The organism is Cecembia lonarensis LW9 (genome assembly GCF_000298295.1).
Lineage (GTDB): Bacteria > Bacteroidota > Bacteroidia > Cytophagales > Cyclobacteriaceae > Cecembia > Cecembia lonarensis.
Window position 1 is genome coordinate 1 of sequence record NZ_AMGM01000071.1, and the last position, 19,619, is coordinate 19,619.

At 38.6% G+C, this 19,619-nt stretch carries 18 protein-coding genes; 14 read left to right on the forward strand and 4 right to left on the reverse strand.

Translation table 11 applies throughout. The features are described 5' to 3' along the window. Window positions 1–2: 2 nt before the first annotated feature. The 3 genes from B879_RS16320 to B879_RS16330 form a co-directional block, all read right to left on the reverse strand. Window positions 3–2,840, reverse strand: a complete 2,838-nt coding sequence (locus tag B879_RS16320) for a S9 family peptidase (protein ID WP_009186318.1) — start codon at window positions 2,838–2,840, stop codon at window positions 3–5. Window positions 2,841–2,990: 150 nt separating this feature from the next. Further along, entirely contained in the window at window positions 2,991–4,910 is a 1,920-nt protein-coding gene (locus B879_RS16325) for a M14 family metallopeptidase (protein ID WP_009186319.1), read from the reverse strand. 125 nt (window positions 4,911–5,035) lie between these two features. After that, the gene (locus B879_RS16330) at window positions 5,036–5,497 is read right to left on the reverse strand and encodes a hypothetical protein (protein WP_009186320.1); all 462 of its coding nucleotides are present in this window, start codon (window positions 5,495–5,497) and stop codon (window positions 5,036–5,038) included. A 377-nt stretch (window positions 5,498–5,874) separates the two neighbouring features. On the opposite strand from B879_RS16330, the gene B879_RS16335 reads away from it, so the two are divergent. The 14 genes from B879_RS16335 to B879_RS16400 all read left to right on the forward strand — a co-directional run bounded on the left by B879_RS16335 (window position 5,875) and on the right by B879_RS16400 (window position 19,229). Beyond that, the gene (locus B879_RS16335) at window positions 5,875–6,342 is read left to right on the forward strand and encodes an Lrp/AsnC ligand binding domain-containing protein (RefSeq protein ID WP_009186321.1); all 468 of its coding nucleotides are present in this window, start codon (window positions 5,875–5,877) and stop codon (window positions 6,340–6,342) included. Between the two features lie 286 nt (window positions 6,343–6,628). After that, window positions 6,629–8,074 carry a Fe-S cluster assembly protein SufB gene (sufB, locus tag B879_RS16340; protein WP_009186322.1) on the forward strand — a complete coding sequence of 482 codons (1,446 nt, stop codon included), beginning with the start codon at window positions 6,629–6,631 and terminating at the stop codon, window positions 8,072–8,074. Between the two features lie 96 nt (window positions 8,075–8,170). Next, window positions 8,171–8,932 carry a Fe-S cluster assembly ATPase SufC gene (gene sufC / locus B879_RS16345; protein ID WP_009186323.1) on the forward strand — a complete coding sequence of 254 codons (762 nt, stop codon included), beginning with the start codon at window positions 8,171–8,173 and terminating at the stop codon, window positions 8,930–8,932. Window positions 8,933–8,964: 32 nt separating this feature from the next. Further along, on the forward strand, window positions 8,965–10,242 hold the full coding sequence (sufD, locus tag B879_RS16350) for a Fe-S cluster assembly protein SufD (protein WP_009186324.1): 1,278 nt from the start codon (window positions 8,965–8,967) through the stop codon (window positions 10,240–10,242). An 8-nt stretch (window positions 10,243–10,250) separates the two neighbouring features. Beyond that, a complete protein-coding gene (locus tag B879_RS16355; protein WP_040400951.1) occupies window positions 10,251–11,474 on the forward strand; it encodes a cysteine desulfurase in 1,224 nt (407 codons plus the stop codon). Continuing rightward, complete coding sequence (locus B879_RS16360) at window positions 11,471–11,905, forward strand: SufE family protein (protein WP_009186326.1); 435 nt, start codon at window positions 11,471–11,473, stop codon at window positions 11,903–11,905. Before B879_RS16355 ends, B879_RS16360 begins: the two co-directional genes overlap by 4 nt. Before the next feature lie 5 nt (window positions 11,906–11,910). Further along, the gene (locus B879_RS16365; protein WP_009186327.1) at window positions 11,911–12,255 is read left to right on the forward strand and encodes a DUF59 domain-containing protein; all 345 of its coding nucleotides are present in this window, start codon (window positions 11,911–11,913) and stop codon (window positions 12,253–12,255) included. 29 nt (window positions 12,256–12,284) lie between these two features. Beyond that, entirely contained in the window at window positions 12,285–12,704 is a 420-nt protein-coding gene (locus B879_RS16370; RefSeq protein ID WP_009186328.1) for a BrxA/BrxB family bacilliredoxin, read from the forward strand. A gap of 301 nt (window positions 12,705–13,005) precedes the next feature. Next, window positions 13,006–14,292 carry a citrate synthase gene (locus tag B879_RS16375; RefSeq protein ID WP_009186329.1) on the forward strand — a complete coding sequence of 429 codons (1,287 nt, stop codon included), beginning with the start codon at window positions 13,006–13,008 and terminating at the stop codon, window positions 14,290–14,292. Window positions 14,293–14,423: 131 nt separating this feature from the next. Beyond that, window positions 14,424–14,684: an acyl-CoA-binding protein gene (locus tag B879_RS16380; RefSeq protein WP_040400949.1), complete on the forward strand. Its 261-nt coding sequence runs from the start codon at window positions 14,424–14,426 to the stop codon at window positions 14,682–14,684. A 243-nt stretch (window positions 14,685–14,927) separates the two neighbouring features. Further along, window positions 14,928–16,640 carry a DEAD/DEAH box helicase gene (locus B879_RS16385; RefSeq protein WP_009186331.1) on the forward strand — a complete coding sequence of 571 codons (1,713 nt, stop codon included), beginning with the start codon at window positions 14,928–14,930 and terminating at the stop codon, window positions 16,638–16,640. Window positions 16,641–16,789: 149 nt separating this feature from the next. Further along, a complete protein-coding gene (locus tag B879_RS16390) occupies window positions 16,790–17,506 on the forward strand; it encodes a 16S rRNA (uracil(1498)-N(3))-methyltransferase (protein ID WP_009186332.1) in 717 nt (238 codons plus the stop codon). Next, a complete protein-coding gene (locus tag B879_RS16395) occupies window positions 17,503–17,994 on the forward strand; it encodes a hypothetical protein (RefSeq protein WP_009186333.1) in 492 nt (163 codons plus the stop codon). The genes B879_RS16390 and B879_RS16395 overlap by 4 nt, the downstream gene beginning before the upstream one ends. A gap of 77 nt (window positions 17,995–18,071) precedes the next feature. After that, window positions 18,072–19,229, forward strand: a complete 1,158-nt coding sequence (locus tag B879_RS16400; RefSeq protein WP_009186334.1) for an alpha/beta hydrolase — start codon at window positions 18,072–18,074, stop codon at window positions 19,227–19,229. A 289-nt stretch (window positions 19,230–19,518) separates the two neighbouring features. Here B879_RS16400 and B879_RS22200 read toward each other — a convergent pair. Continuing rightward, window positions 19,519–19,619: adenosylhomocysteinase (locus B879_RS22200; protein ID WP_157231660.1), on the reverse strand; the 101-nt coding region annotated here is incomplete at its 5' end.

Here is a 19,619-nt window from a genome sequence, read left to right on the forward strand (position 1 = left end):
TATTAGTTTTCTTCTCCTTCCAATTTGTACTTGAGCGTTCTGCCCTTTTCCACAGCCGGCAAGCCTTCAGTCATCCATAAAGGCGCTGGGGCACCTTTTAGGTAATGGTCGAAAAATTGAGAAAGTCTAATGGAAAGGTCTTTTCTGTTTTTTCTTTGCCTCAGGTTATGGTCTTCACCATTGTATTGCAATAACCAAGCTGGCTTATCCAAACGCTTTAAAGCCATGAACATTTCTATTCCTTGATACCAAGGAACTGCCCCATCTTCATCATTATGCATAATGAGCACTGGGGTGTTTACCCTATCCATATAGAAAAGCGGAGAGTTCTGCTGATAATATAGAGGTTTTTCCCAAAGTGTCCCACCGATACGGGATTGTGTCTGCTCATACTGGAACATCCTGCTCATGCCAGTTCCCCATCGGATACCTCCATAGGCCGAGGTCATATTCACCACAGGTGCACCTGCTCCCGCTGCTTTGAACATATTGGTCCTTGTTATCAAATGTGCCACTTGATAGCCTCCCCAGCTTTGGCCTTGGATGGCCATATTTTCAGCATCTACGAAGCCACGGGCCACCATCGCCTGAACACCTGGTATGATACAATTATAGGCACTAGGACCCGGTAAACCTATTTCATACTTGATATCAGGTACAAACACCAGGTAATCATTGCTTACAAAATATGGTATATTGATCGTAGATGCACTTGGTGCAGGACTTCTATAATTGTGTAAACCATTGGAATTCCTCTCATAGAAATATACCATCATAGGGTATTTTTTATTGGGATCGAAGTCTTCTGGTTTGAAAAGAAGCCCCTGCATTGGAACACCATCATTGGCCAAGTAATCTACCAGCTCAACAGAACCCCATTTCATCTGTGCCTGCTGTGGATTCAGGGAAGAAATTTTATTCAGTTCCTTCATCTCCAGGTTAGTCACGTACAGGTCCGGGTTGTCCTTATAGGTAGATCTCCGTACTATCAAATGGTTATTTTCCTCTGCTTTTGCCAGACCAAAATACCTGTGGTCTGTAAATATAATAATCTCAGGTTTTTTAATTCCTGCTATATCTCCTCTTGCAAACCCACTTTTTTTATTGATTTCATGAAATGCGGTCAGAATCAATGGAGCTGAGGGATCAATACTTTCTTCTTCAGGATCAAATTGTTGTCTTCTAAAAACAATATTTTGAGACCTTCCTTCTCCTTGAGTAAGACTCACAGGTTGTGTTCTACCCGTCGGGTCAATTTTCCATATGTCAAATTGATCATAAACCAGAAAAGCTGCATCATTCTTCATCCAACCAGCTGCCCCATAACTCCCAGGAAGAGATGGAGAGTCATGCAATTCATTATAAAAATTCACATCTAAACCCTTGGTAAGGCTTTTTAATTGCTTCAATTGAACATCATAAGTCACCCAGGAACTGTCTCTGTTATCATACCAATACAGGTACTTTCCCTCTGGAGAAAACTGTGGATTACCAGGTAGGTCTTTCCCTACCAAAGTTCTTTTCCCTGTCTCCAAATCAATTAAGTAAACGTCCCTACCGATCTGTATGTCCCAACTGTAATTTCTGCGGTAGGGGCTGTCATCTAAGCCAATGGCCATTTTATGCCTTCTTTTTCTATCCAGGTTGACTTGTGCAACTTGCTGATCAGCCAAGGGGGTGACCGTCTTTGTTTTAAGGTTGTAGACCGTCAGAAAACTCCTGGACTCTTCCCTGCTCTTGTTCCTGAGTTGCATGGGTTGGATTTCGACATCTTGCCAACCCCAAATATCCAATTTCACACGATCCTCATCAAGAATGGTGGTATCTTCTTCATAAGCGTATGTTATGTAATCTTGAGCCGTCCCAAAGAATAATTTACTTTCATCTTGTGAAAATGAAAGCCTGCCATGCTTACTGACCATACCCAAGATACCAGGAGTTCCTTTACCTGCTATTTTCTGATTTTGTTCCTTCAGTATATCATATAGATACAGGTCATAGTAAGGTTTTTTGGATTTGGCAGAATCCTCGGTGGTGAGATAGGTTAGAAACTTTGCATTTTCGGAAAAAGCAGCTTGAATATATTCTGTCTTTTTAACGTCTACAATTTTCGAAATACCAGTTTGTAAGTTCAAAAGAAAAATCCCGGTATTTTTTAAGGTATCTTCTTCCGCTTTGATATAAAATAAATGTGTACCCTTTTCTGAAAAACCATAGGTTTTGACCCGATTAAATTCAAAACGTTTTTCCCCGTCTAAACTCTTTACCAGCAATTTTGTTCCATCTGTTTTTCTTGGCTTCGGCTTGGGTGTTTCCATCAAAGTTGAATCGACATTTTCCTCATCTTTCTCCTTCACAGGCATTTCTTTTTCAAAATGAACAGCAAGCCAATTACCTGTTTCCTCCGGAATAGCAAAAGATTTAACCCTTGCATATTTTTCTAATTCTCCTGAAGCCAAACGTAGAACAAATAAACTGTCCTTAGGCATATCATCCGGCTTGGTTTTTTTCAACTTCAATATCCTTACTTCAGCGTTTTCAGGAGTAATTTTACCAATTGCAAACTTACTATCATGAGAAAAAACCCAACGGGTACCTCGTGGAATAACTGTCTTTTTGGACGCATCAGTAAAATCGACCAATTCGATCCGCCCATCTCCTTCCTGAGGGTTAATTTCATAACCTACCCAAACTCCATCCTTAGATATTTTTTCTGCACTCAAAGCTTCCCAAGCGTCATAATCTGCATGCGTCAGAGATCTTTTCTGCTGCGCCTGAAGGTTTAACACAAATAAAATGGAGGCAATGAACGGTATAAAAAACCTTTTTGTATCAATCATAGCTAAAACATTACTTTATGTCACAAAATAAAGAAGAGAATAAATAAATACAGTGACAATTTATTCCAATGGGGGTTATCTTATTTAAAAAAGGCCGTGACTGTACTTCATAACAGTCACGGCCTTAATTTCTAACAAACCAATGGTTTATTAATTTAAGGTGATCTCTCTTTCTATGTAACCACCTCTAGTGGACAATATTTTAATTTTTCCTTTCACAGGTGCATTGTGATTGACTTTCACTTTGAAAACCGCTTCCTTGGTTTCACCGGCATCAGTATACCCTGCATAAATGGTCTTATTAAATGTTTCAGGTGTGGTAATCACCACTTTTGCATTTTCATAACCCTTCATCAGGTCTTTATCAAACTCCAACATTAACCTGTCTTCCTGAACAATTTTCACCAACTTTGCCTGCTCTAAGGCTACAGGTAAATTACCGGAATTGGTCCAAGTTACTTTAATTTCATGTTCCTCTCCTGACTTGCTCACTTCAACATTCTTGATTTCAATTTGTGGCAAATCCATCGCCATGGCCAAATTGAACAAAGACTGCTTACTTATCCAGCTTTCAAGCACCCAAGGAGGACCATTTTGGGAGAAAAATTTTGGATGAAAGCCTCCGATTTCAACTTCCCCGAGTTGCGGATGATCAAATTTCTCCCAAGGTTTAAACCCATTTGACCCATTTTCTTCATCGTCCCACATCAAGGCATCGTAATCATCCATTATTCCATCCCCGTCGTAGTCCTTCATCGCACCGTTATTCCATAACTCGTCCCCATACCAAATCGCCCCATAATAGAAATATCCGAAATCAGGACCATGTCCAAATAATGGGTTGGGTTTTAAGGGATCTCCTGTAATACGGTTTACTTTCCACCTGGTACTATATGTTTCATATACGTCCCCTGCCCAAGGATATCCAGTAATACTCATCCCTAAGCTATCATAATATTCATATAATAACCGGTCCTTATCAAACATGGATTCCTCAGAAGCTGAGGTTGAAGGAGGCCTTAAGTGCATAGGTACTCGAGTATCCAAAGAATTGACTACTGAAATATTGGGATGACTCAACAGCCACAACACAGTAGAACGTGTCTCGATTTCACTCAAAGGATACTCCCCTGCTCCAAACTGGGTATATCCCCTACCAGTGGCGTCTCCACCAATATCCGGTCTCCAATTTTCAGGATAGTTTCTATGGAGGTCCAAGCCACCAATACCGTCTTCATTAAACCGACCATCCCCATCGTTATCAATACCTTCTGTATACATCAAATAATCCCCTTGACCATCCAACACACGCTTCATCAATCTTCCTTTGGGATCTCTAGGGTCAATAATATAATTGGCGTTTTCCTTTTCTTCCGGCGTAACAGCTTTTTTTCTCATCATGTGGATGACACCATCCCCATTGAGATCCTCTTCCGGGTCCTCATCAAATAGACCATCACGATCCACATCGTGGGGGCGAACCGTACTTCTATTTCGTTGTTCTGAAAAGAGGTACATGTTGGTGCCATCCGGATTATTCTGAGGACGAACATAGATGGTCTTTGTGTCTATCAATTTGGTAATTGCCGGATCCTTACCATAATTCTCCAATAAGTGATTGGTCAACCAAAAGACTGCTTCAGATGCCGTAACCTCACCGCCATGTCTTCCTCCCTCAAAATAAGCCGCCGGCTTATCCGTGTGCTTACCTGTTTTTTTATTGGTTATGGTCATTTGCAAAATCGGGCGGCCCTCAAAGGATTTGGCCACTTCATACAGTTCTGTGATATCCGGATACTTTTCGGCCCATAACCTATACCAATGGTACATCACATCCGGCGTATGGTAAATATCAAAGGTGAGTTTTTCTCCAGGCTCGTACTCCACTTCTGGGAATCTATGCTTTTTAAAGAAAGACTGTCCATGACGTTCGCCGGAAACTGTGTAATACTTCCCTTCCTTATCATGTTCAGGCCATTTTTTCTGTGGGACCAGAGAATATTCCTGAGCAAAAATTTCACTGCCCAGCAATAAAGAGATCCCTGTCAACAGGAGTAAGGTTTTCTTCATATTTCTTTCGTTGATATTGGTTTGATCATAAAAATATACGAGATATCAGAAACTTCCCCTACCATTCAAAAAAAATCCCTGACCTATTGGCCAGGGATTCAAAATTCTTTATCAATATTCAAATATCACCTTCTGATCACCATTTCGAAATCCATTCCATCATAGTTATCAAAACCTGGCACTGCCTGGGCTTTCGGAAGATTCCTTACAACATATCCGACTCTTTCTACAAGACCTTTATCTGCTTCCTGATTGAGCACCTCATATCCAGAAATTCTTCCTTTATCATTCACACTTATTATAACCCTCAGTTCATCCAAGGCCGCACTTTTCTTGGTTCTAAAAATAAAAGGCATGTAACTATCTACAATATCTAATGTGTGAGTAGGAAAAGCCCAGGGCGATATAGATGAATGAGATTTCATTTCAATCTCACCGATGATACTGACGGAAGTTAGTTCAACGCTGAATGATTTTGTTTCTTCTGATTTATTAATGGGTTCATTCTTATTGAACGCAAAAGAATCCACAGTTAGCGTGAACAGCAGAAACGATATGGGAAGATAGATTTTAAAAATATTTTTCATAGCTGTCTATTTGAATGATACAAATATACAAACATTATTATTTTACATGCAAATTTTTGCATTTTAATTTTTAAAAAAACAACAAAAAAGTCTTGCTAGAAGCAAGACCCTTTTCAGAATATAAACCCAAATATAACTTTAGAGATTAAAAGTTTTCAGTTTTAGACAATTAGATAAAGTGTAAACACCGTTTAAAATCAATTGTTTATATCAATAAATTTAAACTTAGCAGAATTTTATACTTGCATTAAATATTGGACTCAAAATAAAAGTATTTTGATCAATTTTACAAATTGAAAAAAATATTTTGGTAATTTTTAAGTATTTAATAATTTGAAGCCGATTTCATTAACATAGCCTCAAAACAACCCAAAAAAATGGATAAAAATTTAGATATTGACAATATCGATTTAAAAATCATCTCTTTATTGAATGATGATGCTAAAACGCCTTACACTGAAATTGCAAAAAAAGTATTTGTTTCTTCCGGGACTGTCCATGTGAGAATGCGCAAATTGGAAGAAATGGGGATAGTAAAAAGTGCAACACTCAATATTGATTTTTCAAAACTTGGGTATGACATTTCTGCATTCTTGGGGATTTATCTTGAAAAGAGCTCCCTATACGATAATGTTATAGAAAAACTGAAAGAAATCTCTGAAGTCATCAACGCCTATTATACTACAGGCAACTACAGCATCTTTGCGAAAATAATTTGTAAAGACACCAACCACCTAAGAACTGTTTTGGACAATATACAAAAAGTAGAGGGTATAGATAGGACCGAAACCTTGATTGTCCTTGAAGAAAGCATCAATAGACCTATTCAATTTTTTGATAAATAACATGACGAAAGTCATGTTGTTTTTAAATGATTTTTTGTAAATAAAATTATTTAGATTAAATCTAAATAAAATACAAATATAATTTTTCTGATAATTTTTATAAATTATTAGTTTAGGACAAAGATTCCCGTTTCTATTTTTTATTTTTTTATGTTATTGATTATAAGCTACTTATATGTGTTTTCCACTGTTAATGATGATTTTTCAGTGAAGGGGTGAACAATAAAATTTACTTTAATGTTGTATCTTTGCAACATAAAATGTAATTAGTCTAAATAACTCACCTATGAGCAAAGACAATCAAATTTTGGAAGAATTTACCTCGAAAGAATACGAGCACGGATGGTCTGTCAACTATGAAGCAGACGAAGCTCCTGCAGGACTTAATGAGGACATTATACGTTGGATTTCGTCAAAGAAGGAAGAACCAGAATGGCTTTTGGAATGGAGGCTTAAAGCATTCAGAACCTGGCTCGATATGAAAGAGCCAGAGTGGGCTAATGTAAAGTATCCCAAAGTTGACTTACAGGCTTTGAAATATTACTCTGCCCCAAAACAAAAAAATAAGCCAAAAAGTCTTGATGAAGTTGATCCAGAACTTCTACAGATATATGAAAGACTAGGCATTTCTTTAAATGAGCAAAAAAAGCTCCAGGGAATAGCTGTTGACGCGGTGTTGGACTCCGTATCTGTAGGTACCACTTTTAAAGAATCCCTGTCTAAATTGGGAATCATTTTCTGTTCCTTCAGTGAGGCTGTACAAGAACATCCAGAACTTGTACAGAAATATTTGGGATCCGTTGTTCCAATAAGTGATAATTACTACGCTGCATTGAACTCAGCGGTATTCTCGGATGGTTCATTTTGTTACATTCCTAAGGGAGTAAGATGCCCCATGGAGTTATCTACCTACTTTAGAATCAATGCTGCAAATACAGGTCAATTTGAAAGAACCTTGATTGTAGCAGAGGAAGGTTCATATGTATCATACCTTGAAGGATGTACAGCTCCTCAGCGTGATGAAAATCAACTTCACGCCGCTGTGGTTGAGATTTATGCAGAAAAGAACTCTGAAGTTAAATATTCTACCGTACAAAATTGGTTCCCAGGAGACAAAGATGGTAAAGGCGGTATTTACAATTTTGTAACAAAAAGAGGCATTTGTGCCGGAGATTATTCCAAAATTTCTTGGACCCAAGTGGAGACAGGTTCTGCTGTAACTTGGAAATATCCTTCTTGTATTCTTAAGGGAGATTATTCGGTAGGTGAATTTTATTCTGTTGCGGTAACCAACAATTACCAACAAGCGGATACAGGTACTAAAATGATCCATATTGGAAAAAACACAAAGTCAAGGATTGTTTCTAAAGGTATATCTGCCGGCTATTCCCAAAATTCTTACAGGGGCCAGGTTCAGGTAATGAAAAGAGCCGTGAACTCAAGAAACTTTTCCCAATGTGATTCTCTATTGATGGGAGACAAATGTGGTGCACATACCTTCCCTTACATAGATATTCAAAACTCTTCAGCTAAAGTAGAACATGAGGCAACTACCTCAAAAATTGGGGAAGATCAAATATTCTATTGTAACCAAAGGGGTATAGATACCGAAGATGCGGTTGCCCTTATTGTAAACGGATATGCAAAGGAAGTTTTGAACCAACTTCCCATGGAATTTGCTGTGGAAGCTCAAAAACTTCTTGCATTGACTTTAGAAGGTTCTGTAGGTTAATCCAAAAGGATAACTTCCAAGTATTTTATTTCCAATTTCTAAAGGAGTTTTTTACTCCTACCGATATTCATTTACCCAAACTTATAATTGACAACGATGCTAACTATAAAAAATCTACATGCTTCCATTGAAGGCAATGAAATCCTTAGAGGAATCAATCTTGAAGTAAAAGCAGGTGAAGTGCATGCCATTATGGGACCTAACGGATCTGGTAAATCCACTTTGGCTTCTGTTTTGGCAGGCAGAGAAGAATATGAAATCTCTGAAGGTGAAGTCATATTCCAAGGTAAAGACCTTTTGGAAATGGCTCCTGAAGAAAGGGCAAGAGAAGGTGTGTTTTTGGCTTTCCAGTATCCTGTAGAAATCCCAGGTGTGAGCACTACCAATTTCTTAAGAACTGCGGTAAATCAAGTAAGAGAGTATAGAGGAAAAGAAGCTTTAGACGCAGTAAAATTCCTTTCAGTCATGAAAGAAAAAATGAAACTGGTAGAGATCGATCAAAAATTATTGAGCAGATCCCTCAATGAAGGTTTCTCTGGTGGAGAAAAAAAGCGAAACGAAATCTTTCAAATGGCCATGTTAGAGCCAACGCTGTCTATTTTAGATGAAACCGATTCAGGTCTGGATATTGATGCATTAAGAATTGTTTCCAGTGGAGTAAACAAGCTAAAGACACCTCAAACAGCGACGATTGTGGTTACTCACTACCAGAGGCTGCTTGACTACATAGTTCCTGACTATGTTCATGTACTTTATAATGGAAAGATCGTAAAGTCCGGCTCAAAAGAACTGGCTTTGGAATTGGAAGAAAAAGGCTATGACTGGATCAAAGAAGAAGCTGAATCCGCTTCCGTCTAATCCCTATTTACCTTTTAACACTATTTCATCCCATGACAACATTGACCAAAAATAAAATTACCGATCAGATTCTGGAATTGCATCAGAGTTTGAATAATTTTAAAGACTTGAGAACAAATGGAGCGGCTATCCTTGAGCAAAAAGGTTTGCCCGCTCTTAAAGAAGAAGAATATAAGTTTACCGCCATTACCAAAAAGTTAGATCAAAACATTTCCAACTTTGGTCCGGCCCATACAGTGCAGTTAAATGCTGAATTGGTTAACGAACACTTGTTTGAAGGTTTTGATGGTGACCTGATTGTATTTAACAACGGAATTTACAGTCCGGAATTTTCTCACTTCTCTGGACAGGATTACACGATAGCCGTTCTAGATCAAGAGCCACAGGAGAGTCTTGGCACAATAGCTAAGATGGAAAAAGATCCCTTCGTGGCCTTGAATTCAACTACTTTTAGAAGTGGGATTGCCATTCATGTAGGAAGAAACAAGCAAATAGAAAAACCCATTTTCTTCCTATTCTTTAATCAAGCACATAATGGAGAGGTCATTAGCCCAAGGTTGTTTATTCAAATCGAGGATAATGCAGAGGTGACATTCTTGGAAAATACCGTTTCCCTTGATGAAAACCCATATTTTTCCAATATGGTCACTGAGATCAAAGTAGCCCAAAATGCACATGTGCATTACAGCAGATTGCAGGCGGAGCATAGAAGGGCAATCGTGGTCAATAACTTTGAGACTGATATCCACAGAGATGCTACATTCACTTCTTCCTTGGTTTCTCTTTCAGGAGATATGGTAAGAAACAACCTTAGCCTCAATCTGCTTGACTCAGGTTGCGAAGGGAATATGTATGGATTATACCTTTTGAATGGTAAAACCCATGTGGACAACCATACCAATGTAGACCATACCAAACCACATGCTGAGTCCAATGAGCTGTATAAAGGTATTCTAGCTGATAAGTCAAGAGGTGTATTCAACGGTAAAATATTTGTTAGGCAGGATGCTCAAAAAACCAATGCTTTTCAACAAAACAACAACATCTTGCTTTCTGAAGATGCCACGGTGAACACCAAACCACAATTGGAAATCTGGGCAGATGATGTCAAATGTTCGCACGGTTGCACCACAGGCCAATTGGATGAAGAAGCATTGTTTTACCTTCAGGCGAGAGGTTTAGGCAAAGAGCAAGCCAAAGGGCTTTTGTTGTATGCCTTTGCGGGTGAAGTCCTTGACAAGATTTCAAATGATGGTTTCAGAGCATTTGTAACCCAAAAGGTTCAAGAAAGATTAGGAGGCAGCTATTGATCAATATGATGTCTTTAAATGTAGAAAAAATCAGAGCCGAATTTCCTGTTCTTCACCAGGAAGTGAATGGAAAACCTTTGGTTTATTTCGACAATGCAGCTACTACTCAGAAACCAAAAAGTGTTATTGATGCACTGGGTAATTATTATAAGCTTGACAATTCCAATATACATCGAGGTGCCCATACCCTTGCTGATAGGGCTACCCGCTATTTTGAGGATACAAGAACTGCACTAAAAGCATTCATCAATGCCAAGGAAGACAGTGAAATCATCTTTACCAAAGGTACAACCGAAAGTATTAACCTCGTAGCTTCCACCTTTGGTAGGAAGTTTTTAAAACAGGGAGATGAAATTCTCATATCTACCATGGAGCATCATGCCAACATAGTACCATGGCAAATGTTGTGCGAAGAAAGTGGGGCAGTTCTGAAAGTTATTCCAATAGACGAAAGTGGAGAAATTATCTTTGAAGAGTTTGAAAAGCTCCTGAGCGAGAAAACAAAAATATTGGCTATTGTTCATGCCTCTAATGCCTTAGGAACGATCAATCCTGTCAAGGAAATGATTCAAGCCGCAAAAAAGCAGGGAGCCAAGGTATTATTAGACGGTGCCCAATCCACAAGCCATTTACATATTGATGTTCAAGAACTGGACTGTGATTTCCTGTGCTTTTCGGCCCACAAACTTTTTGGGCCTACTGGTCTAGGTGTCCTGTACGGAAAAAGGGAACTCTTGGAAGTAATGCCTCCTTACCAAGGAGGTGGAGAGATGATCAAAGAAGTCAGTTTTGACAAAACCACTTACAATGAAATCCCCTTTAAGTTTGAGGCAGGAACTCCCAATATTGCAGATGTGATTGCTTTTAAAAAAGCGATTGAGTTCATCAATACCTTGGGTAAAGATGCCATTAAGCAGCATGAAGATGCATTACTTGATTATGCGGTAAATGCATTAAGTGAAATAAAAGGGTTTATACCAGTTGGAACAGCTAGGGATAAAGTCAGCGTAGTCTCATTTAACATAAATGGCATGCACCCATTTGATGTTGGCGTGATGTTGGACGCAAACGGAATCGCAGTAAGGACTGGACACCATTGTACCCAGCCACTTATGCAAAGATTTGGACTTGAGGGAACAGTAAGGGCCTCTTTTTCTGTTTACAATACCCAGACTGAAATTGACCAGATGGTCAGTTCCGTCATAAAAATTGCTAAGATTAAAAATAAATGAACAGCAGCATAAAAGAAATACAGGACGAAATCATAGATGAGTTCAGCATTTTAGGAGACGACAAAGAGTCTACCATTTTCTACATCATGGAGTTGGGTGGTAAGCTTCCAGAATTTCCTGAAAAGGATAGGGTTGAAGAAAATATCATCAAAGGATGTCAGTCCAAAGTATGGTTGACTACCAAAGAAGAGAATGATCAAGTTCATTTCTTAGCAGATTCGAATACAGATATTACAAAAGGATTGATCAGTTTATTGATCCGGGTATTATCTGGTAGAAAACCAAAAGAGATTCTTGATGCTGATCTTTACTTTATCGATAAAATCGGAATGGGAAATATCATTGGATCTCAAAGATCAAATGGGCTCGCTGCAATGATCAAGCAAATGAAATTGTATGCACTTGCCTATCAAACCAAACAAAATGCCTGATTGCTATGAGTGAAGCTACATCCAATAATTTGACAGAAATACCCGCTGAGGAATTAAAAGAAAAGGTCATCAATGCCATTAAACAAGTATATGATCCTGAAATCCCTGTGGATGTGTATGAATTGGGGCTGATCTATGAAATCAGCATCTATCCGGTCAATAATGTATTCATCCTGATGACTTTAACCTCTCCAAATTGCCCTTCAGCTGAATTTATACCATCAGAAATAAAAGATAAAATACAACAAATACAAGGTATTAATCATGTGGAGCTGGAACTGACATTTGATCCACCCTATTCTCAGGATATGATGTCAGAAGCAGCAAAACTGGAATTAGGATTTCTTTAATCGTCAATAATCTATAAATCGCAACAAATATGTATCCAGAGGATTTAATTGCTCCCATGCGTTCTGAACTTACCAATGTAGGTTTCAAAGAACTCAAATCAGCAGAAGAAGTTGATAATCAGATCAAGGACTATGAAGGGACAACCTTTATTGTAATCAATTCCGTATGTGGCTGTGCTGCAGGTGCCGCCAGACCAGGTGTAAGGTATGCATTGGAAAAAACCAGTGCCAAGCCCGATGTTTTAGCAACTGTTTTTGCAGGAAATGATGTAGAAGCTGTGGCAAAAGTCCGTGAGCTTCACCTTCCTTACCCACCCTCCTCTCCTGCCATGGCCATGTTCAAAAATGGAGAATTGGTGCACTTTATTGAAAGGCATCATATCGAAGGAAGAAATGCCCAAATGATCGGAGATCACTTGGTTGAAGTATTTGAACACTTCTGTAAATAAGATCAAGCCCTTCGGGGCTTTTTTTCTGCTAAAAAAATATAGTAAGTTCAAGCATCAAAAACAATTTTTTATTTTGTTTTTATTTTATATTTGCAGCAAAAAGCAGGGGAAAACAAAATTCCAACATTGGAAAATCTATTTTTGATCCTTTTACAAAAAGGATCTATTCTGCTAAAAAAAACATGTTAATCCTGCAGTTGGTATAAATAATCATGTAAAAAATACACGATTTTCCTAACTTAAAGGCCTCATTGAAAGTTAAAGGTATTAAAACAATAAACTGAAAAATAAAAATAAACTTATGTCCGAAGTCGCTAAGTTATCCTACGGGGGAAAAGATTTTGAACTCCCTATCATTGAAGGTTCTGAAAATGAAAAAGCAATAGACATTGCCAAACTAAGGGCGCAAACTGGTTTGATCACCATTGACCCAGGATTTAAAAACACAGGATCAACAACAAGTTCTATCACATTTTTGGATGGCGAACAAGGCATCCTGAGATACAGAGGGTATAGAATTGAAGACCTGGCAGAAAAATCTTCTTTCTTAGAAGTAGCCTACTTATTGATTTATGGGGCGCTGCCAACTCAAAAAGAATATGAGAAATTTACCAGGGATATTACCACACATACCTTGGTTCATGAAGATATTAAGAAAATACTTGACGGATTCCCATCCAATTCCCATCCAATGGGCGTACTTTCTTCTTTGATTTGCTCACTTACCGCTTTCTATCCAGAATCATTGGACCCTAACAGAAATGAGGAAGCTGTCAACTTAAGCATCATCCGACTGTTGGCTAAAATGCCAACTTTTGCGGCTTGGGCATATAAAAACGAAGTAGGGCATCCAGTCAATTACCCTGACAATAGCTTAGATTATTGTTCAAATTTTTTGAAAATGATGTTTGCTTTGCCGGCCGAGAAATATGATGTCGATCCAGTAGTTTCAAAAGCTATGGATCAATTGCTCATTTTACATGCAGATCACGAACAAAACTGTTCCACATCAACGGTCCGAATTGTTGGATCTTCTCAAGCCAGCATTTATGCTTCCATTTCTGCGGGTATCAATGCACTTTGGGGTCCATTGCACGGTGGAGCCAATCAAGCAGTAATTGAAATGCTAGAAGCTATCAAAGCCGATGGTGGAGATACTAAAAAATTCCTAAATAAAGCCAAAGACAAAGATGATCCATTCAGGTTAATGGGCTTTGGTCACAGGGTTTATAAAAACTTTGATCCAAGAGCCAGAATCATCAAAAAAGCTGCAGATGATGTTCTAAGCAAACTAGGCGTAAATGATCCAGTATTGGATATAGCCAAAGAACTGGAACATGCTGCTTTAAACGATCAGTATTTCGTAGATAGAAAGCTCTATCCAAACGTGGATTTTTATTCTGGAATCATCTACAGAGCCTTGGGCATTCCGACTGACATGTTCACCGTCCTATTTGCTATGGGAAGACTCCCTGGATGGATTGCACAATGGAAAGAAATGAGAGAAAATGGCGAGCCTATCGGTAGGCCTAGACAGGTCTATACAGGAGAGACAGAAAGAGATTATGTGCCCATGAATAAAAGGTAATACATTCTACGATTATAACGCAATAAAGCCCCCAATACATTCAATGGGGGTTTTTATTTTTTCACCAAGATATTATCCCATCAAAAGATTACTTATATTTGGAAACCAGAAATCAACTATTGAGTTTACTTATGAATGCAAATACCTTAGAAGACGCTTTTAGCCTAACAAAAAAATTTACCAGCAAACCCAGCAATGAAGACTTATTAAAGCTCTATAGCTTTTATAAACAAGCTACAGAAGGAGATAACCAAGAAGATGCCCCCGGAGGCTTTGATTTTGTAGCTGCAGCAAAACATAATGCTTGGAAAAAACTTGAAGGAATGGATAAAGCAGAGGCCGTTGAAAAATATGTGGCCCTAGTGAATCAACTTTCCGAAAAACACATGTGAAAAAAATTATACCAATCGGTGCATAAGCTTTATGCACCGATTCAAAATATTTTTTTTCAAAACATGGGTATTTTTTAAATTATTCTATGACAGCAGCAGATTGATTTGTTTTTCAAAATTTTTACTAATACCTTTGCATCCGAATTAATTATTAATATTTTTCTTACCGTGGGTTTCCTTTCTGTCGCTTGACTTGGGTTACTTGTAGGGAATCATGGTGAAGAAGAAGTAAGGAAACATTTCATGGAAAAAGAATTATTATTCTCAGACCTTGGGATTTCGGCTGAAATTCTAAAGGCAGTAGAAGATATGGGCTATACCCATCCTTCTACCATTCAAGCGCAATCCATCCCTTTTTTATTGGAAGGTAAAGATGTAATCGGTCAAGCCCAAACCGGCACCGGAAAAACAGCATCTTTTGCTATTCCAATCATCGATATGGTGGACGCCTCATTCAACAAACCCCAGGCATTGATTCTATGCCCAACCAGGGAACTAGCTGTTCAGGTTGAAGGTGAAATAGTAAAACTATCTAAATACAAAAGAGGTATTTCTTCTACCTGTATCTACGGTGGTGAAGCCATAGACCGTCAAATCAAAAGCCTTAAGAAAGGTGTACAGATCGTCGTAGGCACCCCTGGGAGGATCATGGATCATATGGACAGGGGTACACTCAACCTAGAACATGTACGAATCATCGTGCTTGATGAAGCAGATGAGATGTTGGACATGGGATTCAGGGATGATATAGAAAACATCCTCAGTGATTGCCCTGAAGAGAGACAGACTGTTTTCTTTTCAGCAACCATGCCCAAACCTATCATGGATTTGACAAGAAAATATCAGGACAACCCTGAAATTGTCAAGGTACTTAGAAAAGAATTGACTGTTGAGAATATTTCTCAAGTATATTATGAAGTTAAGCCTTCTTTGAAGCTGGAGTTAATGTCCAGATTGATCAACCTCAACCAGTTCCAATTAAGTGTCGTGTTCTGTAACACCAAAAGGGTAACTGACGAGGTAACAGAAGAGCTTATCGCCAGAGGTATCACAGCTGAGGCTCTTCATGGTGACCTTTCACAGGCACAGAGAACCAAAGTGATGAACAAGTTCAGAAAAGGACATGTATCTGTATTGGTTGCCACAGACGTTGCCGCTAGAGGCATAGATGTAGATAATGTAGAGGCCGTTTTCAATTTTGATCTTCCTTTGGATGAGGAAAATTATGTCCACAGGATAGGCAGAACAGGTCGTGCAGGAAAGTCCGGTGCTGCAATCAGTTTTGTAACCGGCAGGAAGGATATGTTCAGAATTAGAGACCTGGAAAAGTTCATCAAGACTTCTATCTCCAAAATGGCACCTCCCTCTGTTGCTGATTTGATTGAATTGAAAAAAGAACAATTGATTAAGGATGTTTACAGACAATTGAATAAGGAAGAGGACAATAGCTTCTATGAAGATATGATTGGCCAAATGCTGACCGAAGGTTTGAGCATGGAGCAAATCGTATTGGGCCTTTCTAAAATCCAATTAGCGGATGCTGTGCATGAGATGGAAGAGCAAAACTTCAATCTAGACTTAGGAAGAGATAGAGACCGCAGCTCTAGAGGAGAAAGAAGTGAAAGGGGTGATAGAAGAGGTAGAGATCGTGGCCGGGAAAGAGATAAAGGCGCTAGAGGTGAAAGAAGAGGCGCTAGAGAAAAAGGTGTAAGAGAACCAGGAATGGCCAGGTTATTCTTGAACCTAGGTAAAAAAGACAGAATACGACCCAATGATATTGTAGGAGCCATTGCTGGTGAAACCGGTGTTCCTGGAAGAAGTATTGGTGGAATCGACATCTTTGATAATTTCTCATTTGTTGACGTTCCATCCAAAGATGCTGAACATGTGATCAAAGTAATGAAAAACAATACCATCAAAGGAAAATCTGTCAATATGGAGATATCCAAAGGATAATGATATTCAACATTGATTTAATAGTTTATAAAGGTTAGTGGTTAATTAAAGCGTAGTTCCTCAGGGACTGCGCTTTTTTGTTTCAGACAGCCATGCGATTTATATTTATATTCTATATTTTTGGATAGGTCAAATTCATAAAACACACCATGCAGCTTTTCTATCACGAAAATATCAAAGAAGACAGCTTTTTTTTGGAACAGGAAGAATCCAAACACCTCATCAAAGTACTTAGGAAAAAATTGGGGGATAAAGTGAATTTCACGGATGGAAACGGTTGTCTGTTTTTAGGCACCATAACAGATGCCAGTCCAAAAAAAACAAAAATACAAATTGATCAACGGCACTTTATTCCACAGGATGATTACTTCATCCACTTGGCCATTTGCCCGACAAAAAATGCAGAACGTATGGAGTGGATGGTGGAAAAGGCGACTGAAATCGGGGTTCATGAAATCACCTTCATGGTATCTGAACATTCAGAAAGGCCTAATTTGAAAATGGATCGCCTGGAAAAAAAACTCATTGCAGCCTGTAAGCAAAGTTTAAAAACCAGATTTCCAAAAATAAACCCAATCCGAGATATGCAGGAGTTGGTTATGGACAAAACTTTTGATGAATACCAGCGGTTCATTGCTTATGTGGATAAGGAAAATGATAGGCATCTATTTGAAAAAGTAGAAAAAGACAGGGCCTATATTATCCTCATAGGGCCAGAAGGTGATTTTTCCGACCAAGAAATACAACTTGCTTTTGATCACCATTTTCTACCGTGCTCCTTAGGGAAAAGTAGACTAAGAAGCGAAACGGCCGGCCTCGCAGCCATTCACACACTTCAATTAGTAAATAATTTAAAAAACATATGAAAAATTTATTGGCTCTTTTCATGCTTTCATTTACCATTATGGCCTGCCAGTCGCCAAATGAAGAGAAATCAACTACTGTAGGTCTTGACGGTTGGCTTGAAGGGACCACAGAGGAAAAATTTGAGGAAGTGGCCCATCAGTTAGGTGGCTTTAGCCGGACTATGGTGGAAGTGGGTTATCGCTATTCAGAACTTTATTGGGCTGCTATGGATGAAAACTGGGGATATGCCGACCACCAAGTAGAACATATTATTGAAGCCATGGAAGACGGATTAAAAAGGAGACCGTCAAGGGCAGAATCAGCAGAGGAATTCATGAAAGAAACCTTGCCTTACATGGAATCTCTTGTTGAGAAAGAAGATAAAGAGGAGTTCTTAAAAGGATTTCAGATCTTCACTTCTGCTTGTAATGCATGTCATGCCAAAGAAGGTGAATCAGCCATCATGATTCAGCTTCCACTCAACAGAACCTCGCCAGTTAGATTTTAAAGAAATTATTTAAAACCAAAGTAAAAGCCTTTTGAATTATCCTGTACTTTTACGGGAATATACTCACAAAACGTTCGATGCAGCCAAGCATGAATGCTGAAGAAAATACGGAAACAATAGAGAAGGGGAACCCTAACGATAATAGTGGCCTGACCATCGTCCTCAATACAGACGAAGATGATCATAGACCAGTATACTTGTCAGGTAATTTCAACAACTGGGCTACACAGGATAGGCGCTTCATGCTTCAGCAAATAAAAGAAGGAGAATACCGATATACTTTCCCTGAAAACTTTGAATATCCTGAAAAACTCACCTACAAATTTACGAAAGGAGATTGGTCCGAAGTAGAAATAGACAGGTATGGCAACAAGACACCAAACCGATATTGTTCCCAAACATCTGGAATCCAGATTGAGCATGTACCTAGATGGAGAAAAAATTGGTTGCCTTACAGGACCAGCCAACTTCCCCAAGTGCATCTCATTTCAAAGGAGTTTGAAATCCCCCAACTCAACAAAAAAAGAAAAATATGGGCTTTACTTCCTCATGATTACGACACATCGGTAGAACATTACCCTGTATTATATCTACAGGATGCCCAAAATCTTTTCAATGAAAATGCACCATATGGCAATTGGCAAATAGATAAAAAATTAGCGGTCATGTCCGACTATGGGATCGGAAAAATAATCATCATAGCCATAGAACATGCCGAAAAAGAAAGGCTTCTGGAATACAATGTAGGTAAAACCTTGCTGGGTGAAGGACAGGGTAAAAAGTATATCCGCTTTGTTACAGATACCCTTAAACCTTTTGTGGATAAAAATTTCAGGACTAAACCTGAAAGAGAATATACAGGAATCGGTGGGAGCTCAATGGGAGGCTTGGTCAGTATATTCAGTGGATTAATGTACCCTGAAGTTTATGGTAAACTGATGATTTTTTCTCCATCACTCTGGGTTATTCCCAAAATAAAATTTTCCTTTTTGGATATTTTTGAACCGATGGAGACCAAAATATACCTTTATGCAGGTGGTGATGAAAGTGAAACCATGATCAAACATGTCAAAAAATTCAAAAAAAGGCTTTTGAAAAAGGATTCAATCAAGGAAAAAATGAAAGTCAACCTCAGCATTAATATGGAAGGGAAACATAGTGAAACATATTGGAGCGATGAATTCCCTAAAGCAATAGAATGGTTGTTTTTCAGTGATCGGGAGGGAGAGCTGTAAAACACATGGAATGCTCATTATTGTAAAAATGCTCCTATCTGTTCATCCAAAAAGTTTTAGCCCATAAATAAAGAGGATGTCTCATAAGTAAATGGCTCAAAACATTCCACAAATTTTATTTGGCGTTTATTTAGTGAAACTTTGTGTCTTAGGGCCTTCGTGGCATTTTTAGCCACTAAGCCACTAAGTCACAAAAGGATTGATTCTTGTACAGAATTTTGTTTGGGCAACAAATCTGAAGATCTAATTACAAGACAGCCTCTTTTTATTCCTAAAATGATCGAAATCCTTAATACCTGTAATACTCAGGTTTGAACGGCCCTTCAACCGTTACACCAATATATTCAGCCTGATCTTCCGATAAAGTATCCAGCTCTACCCCTAACTTCG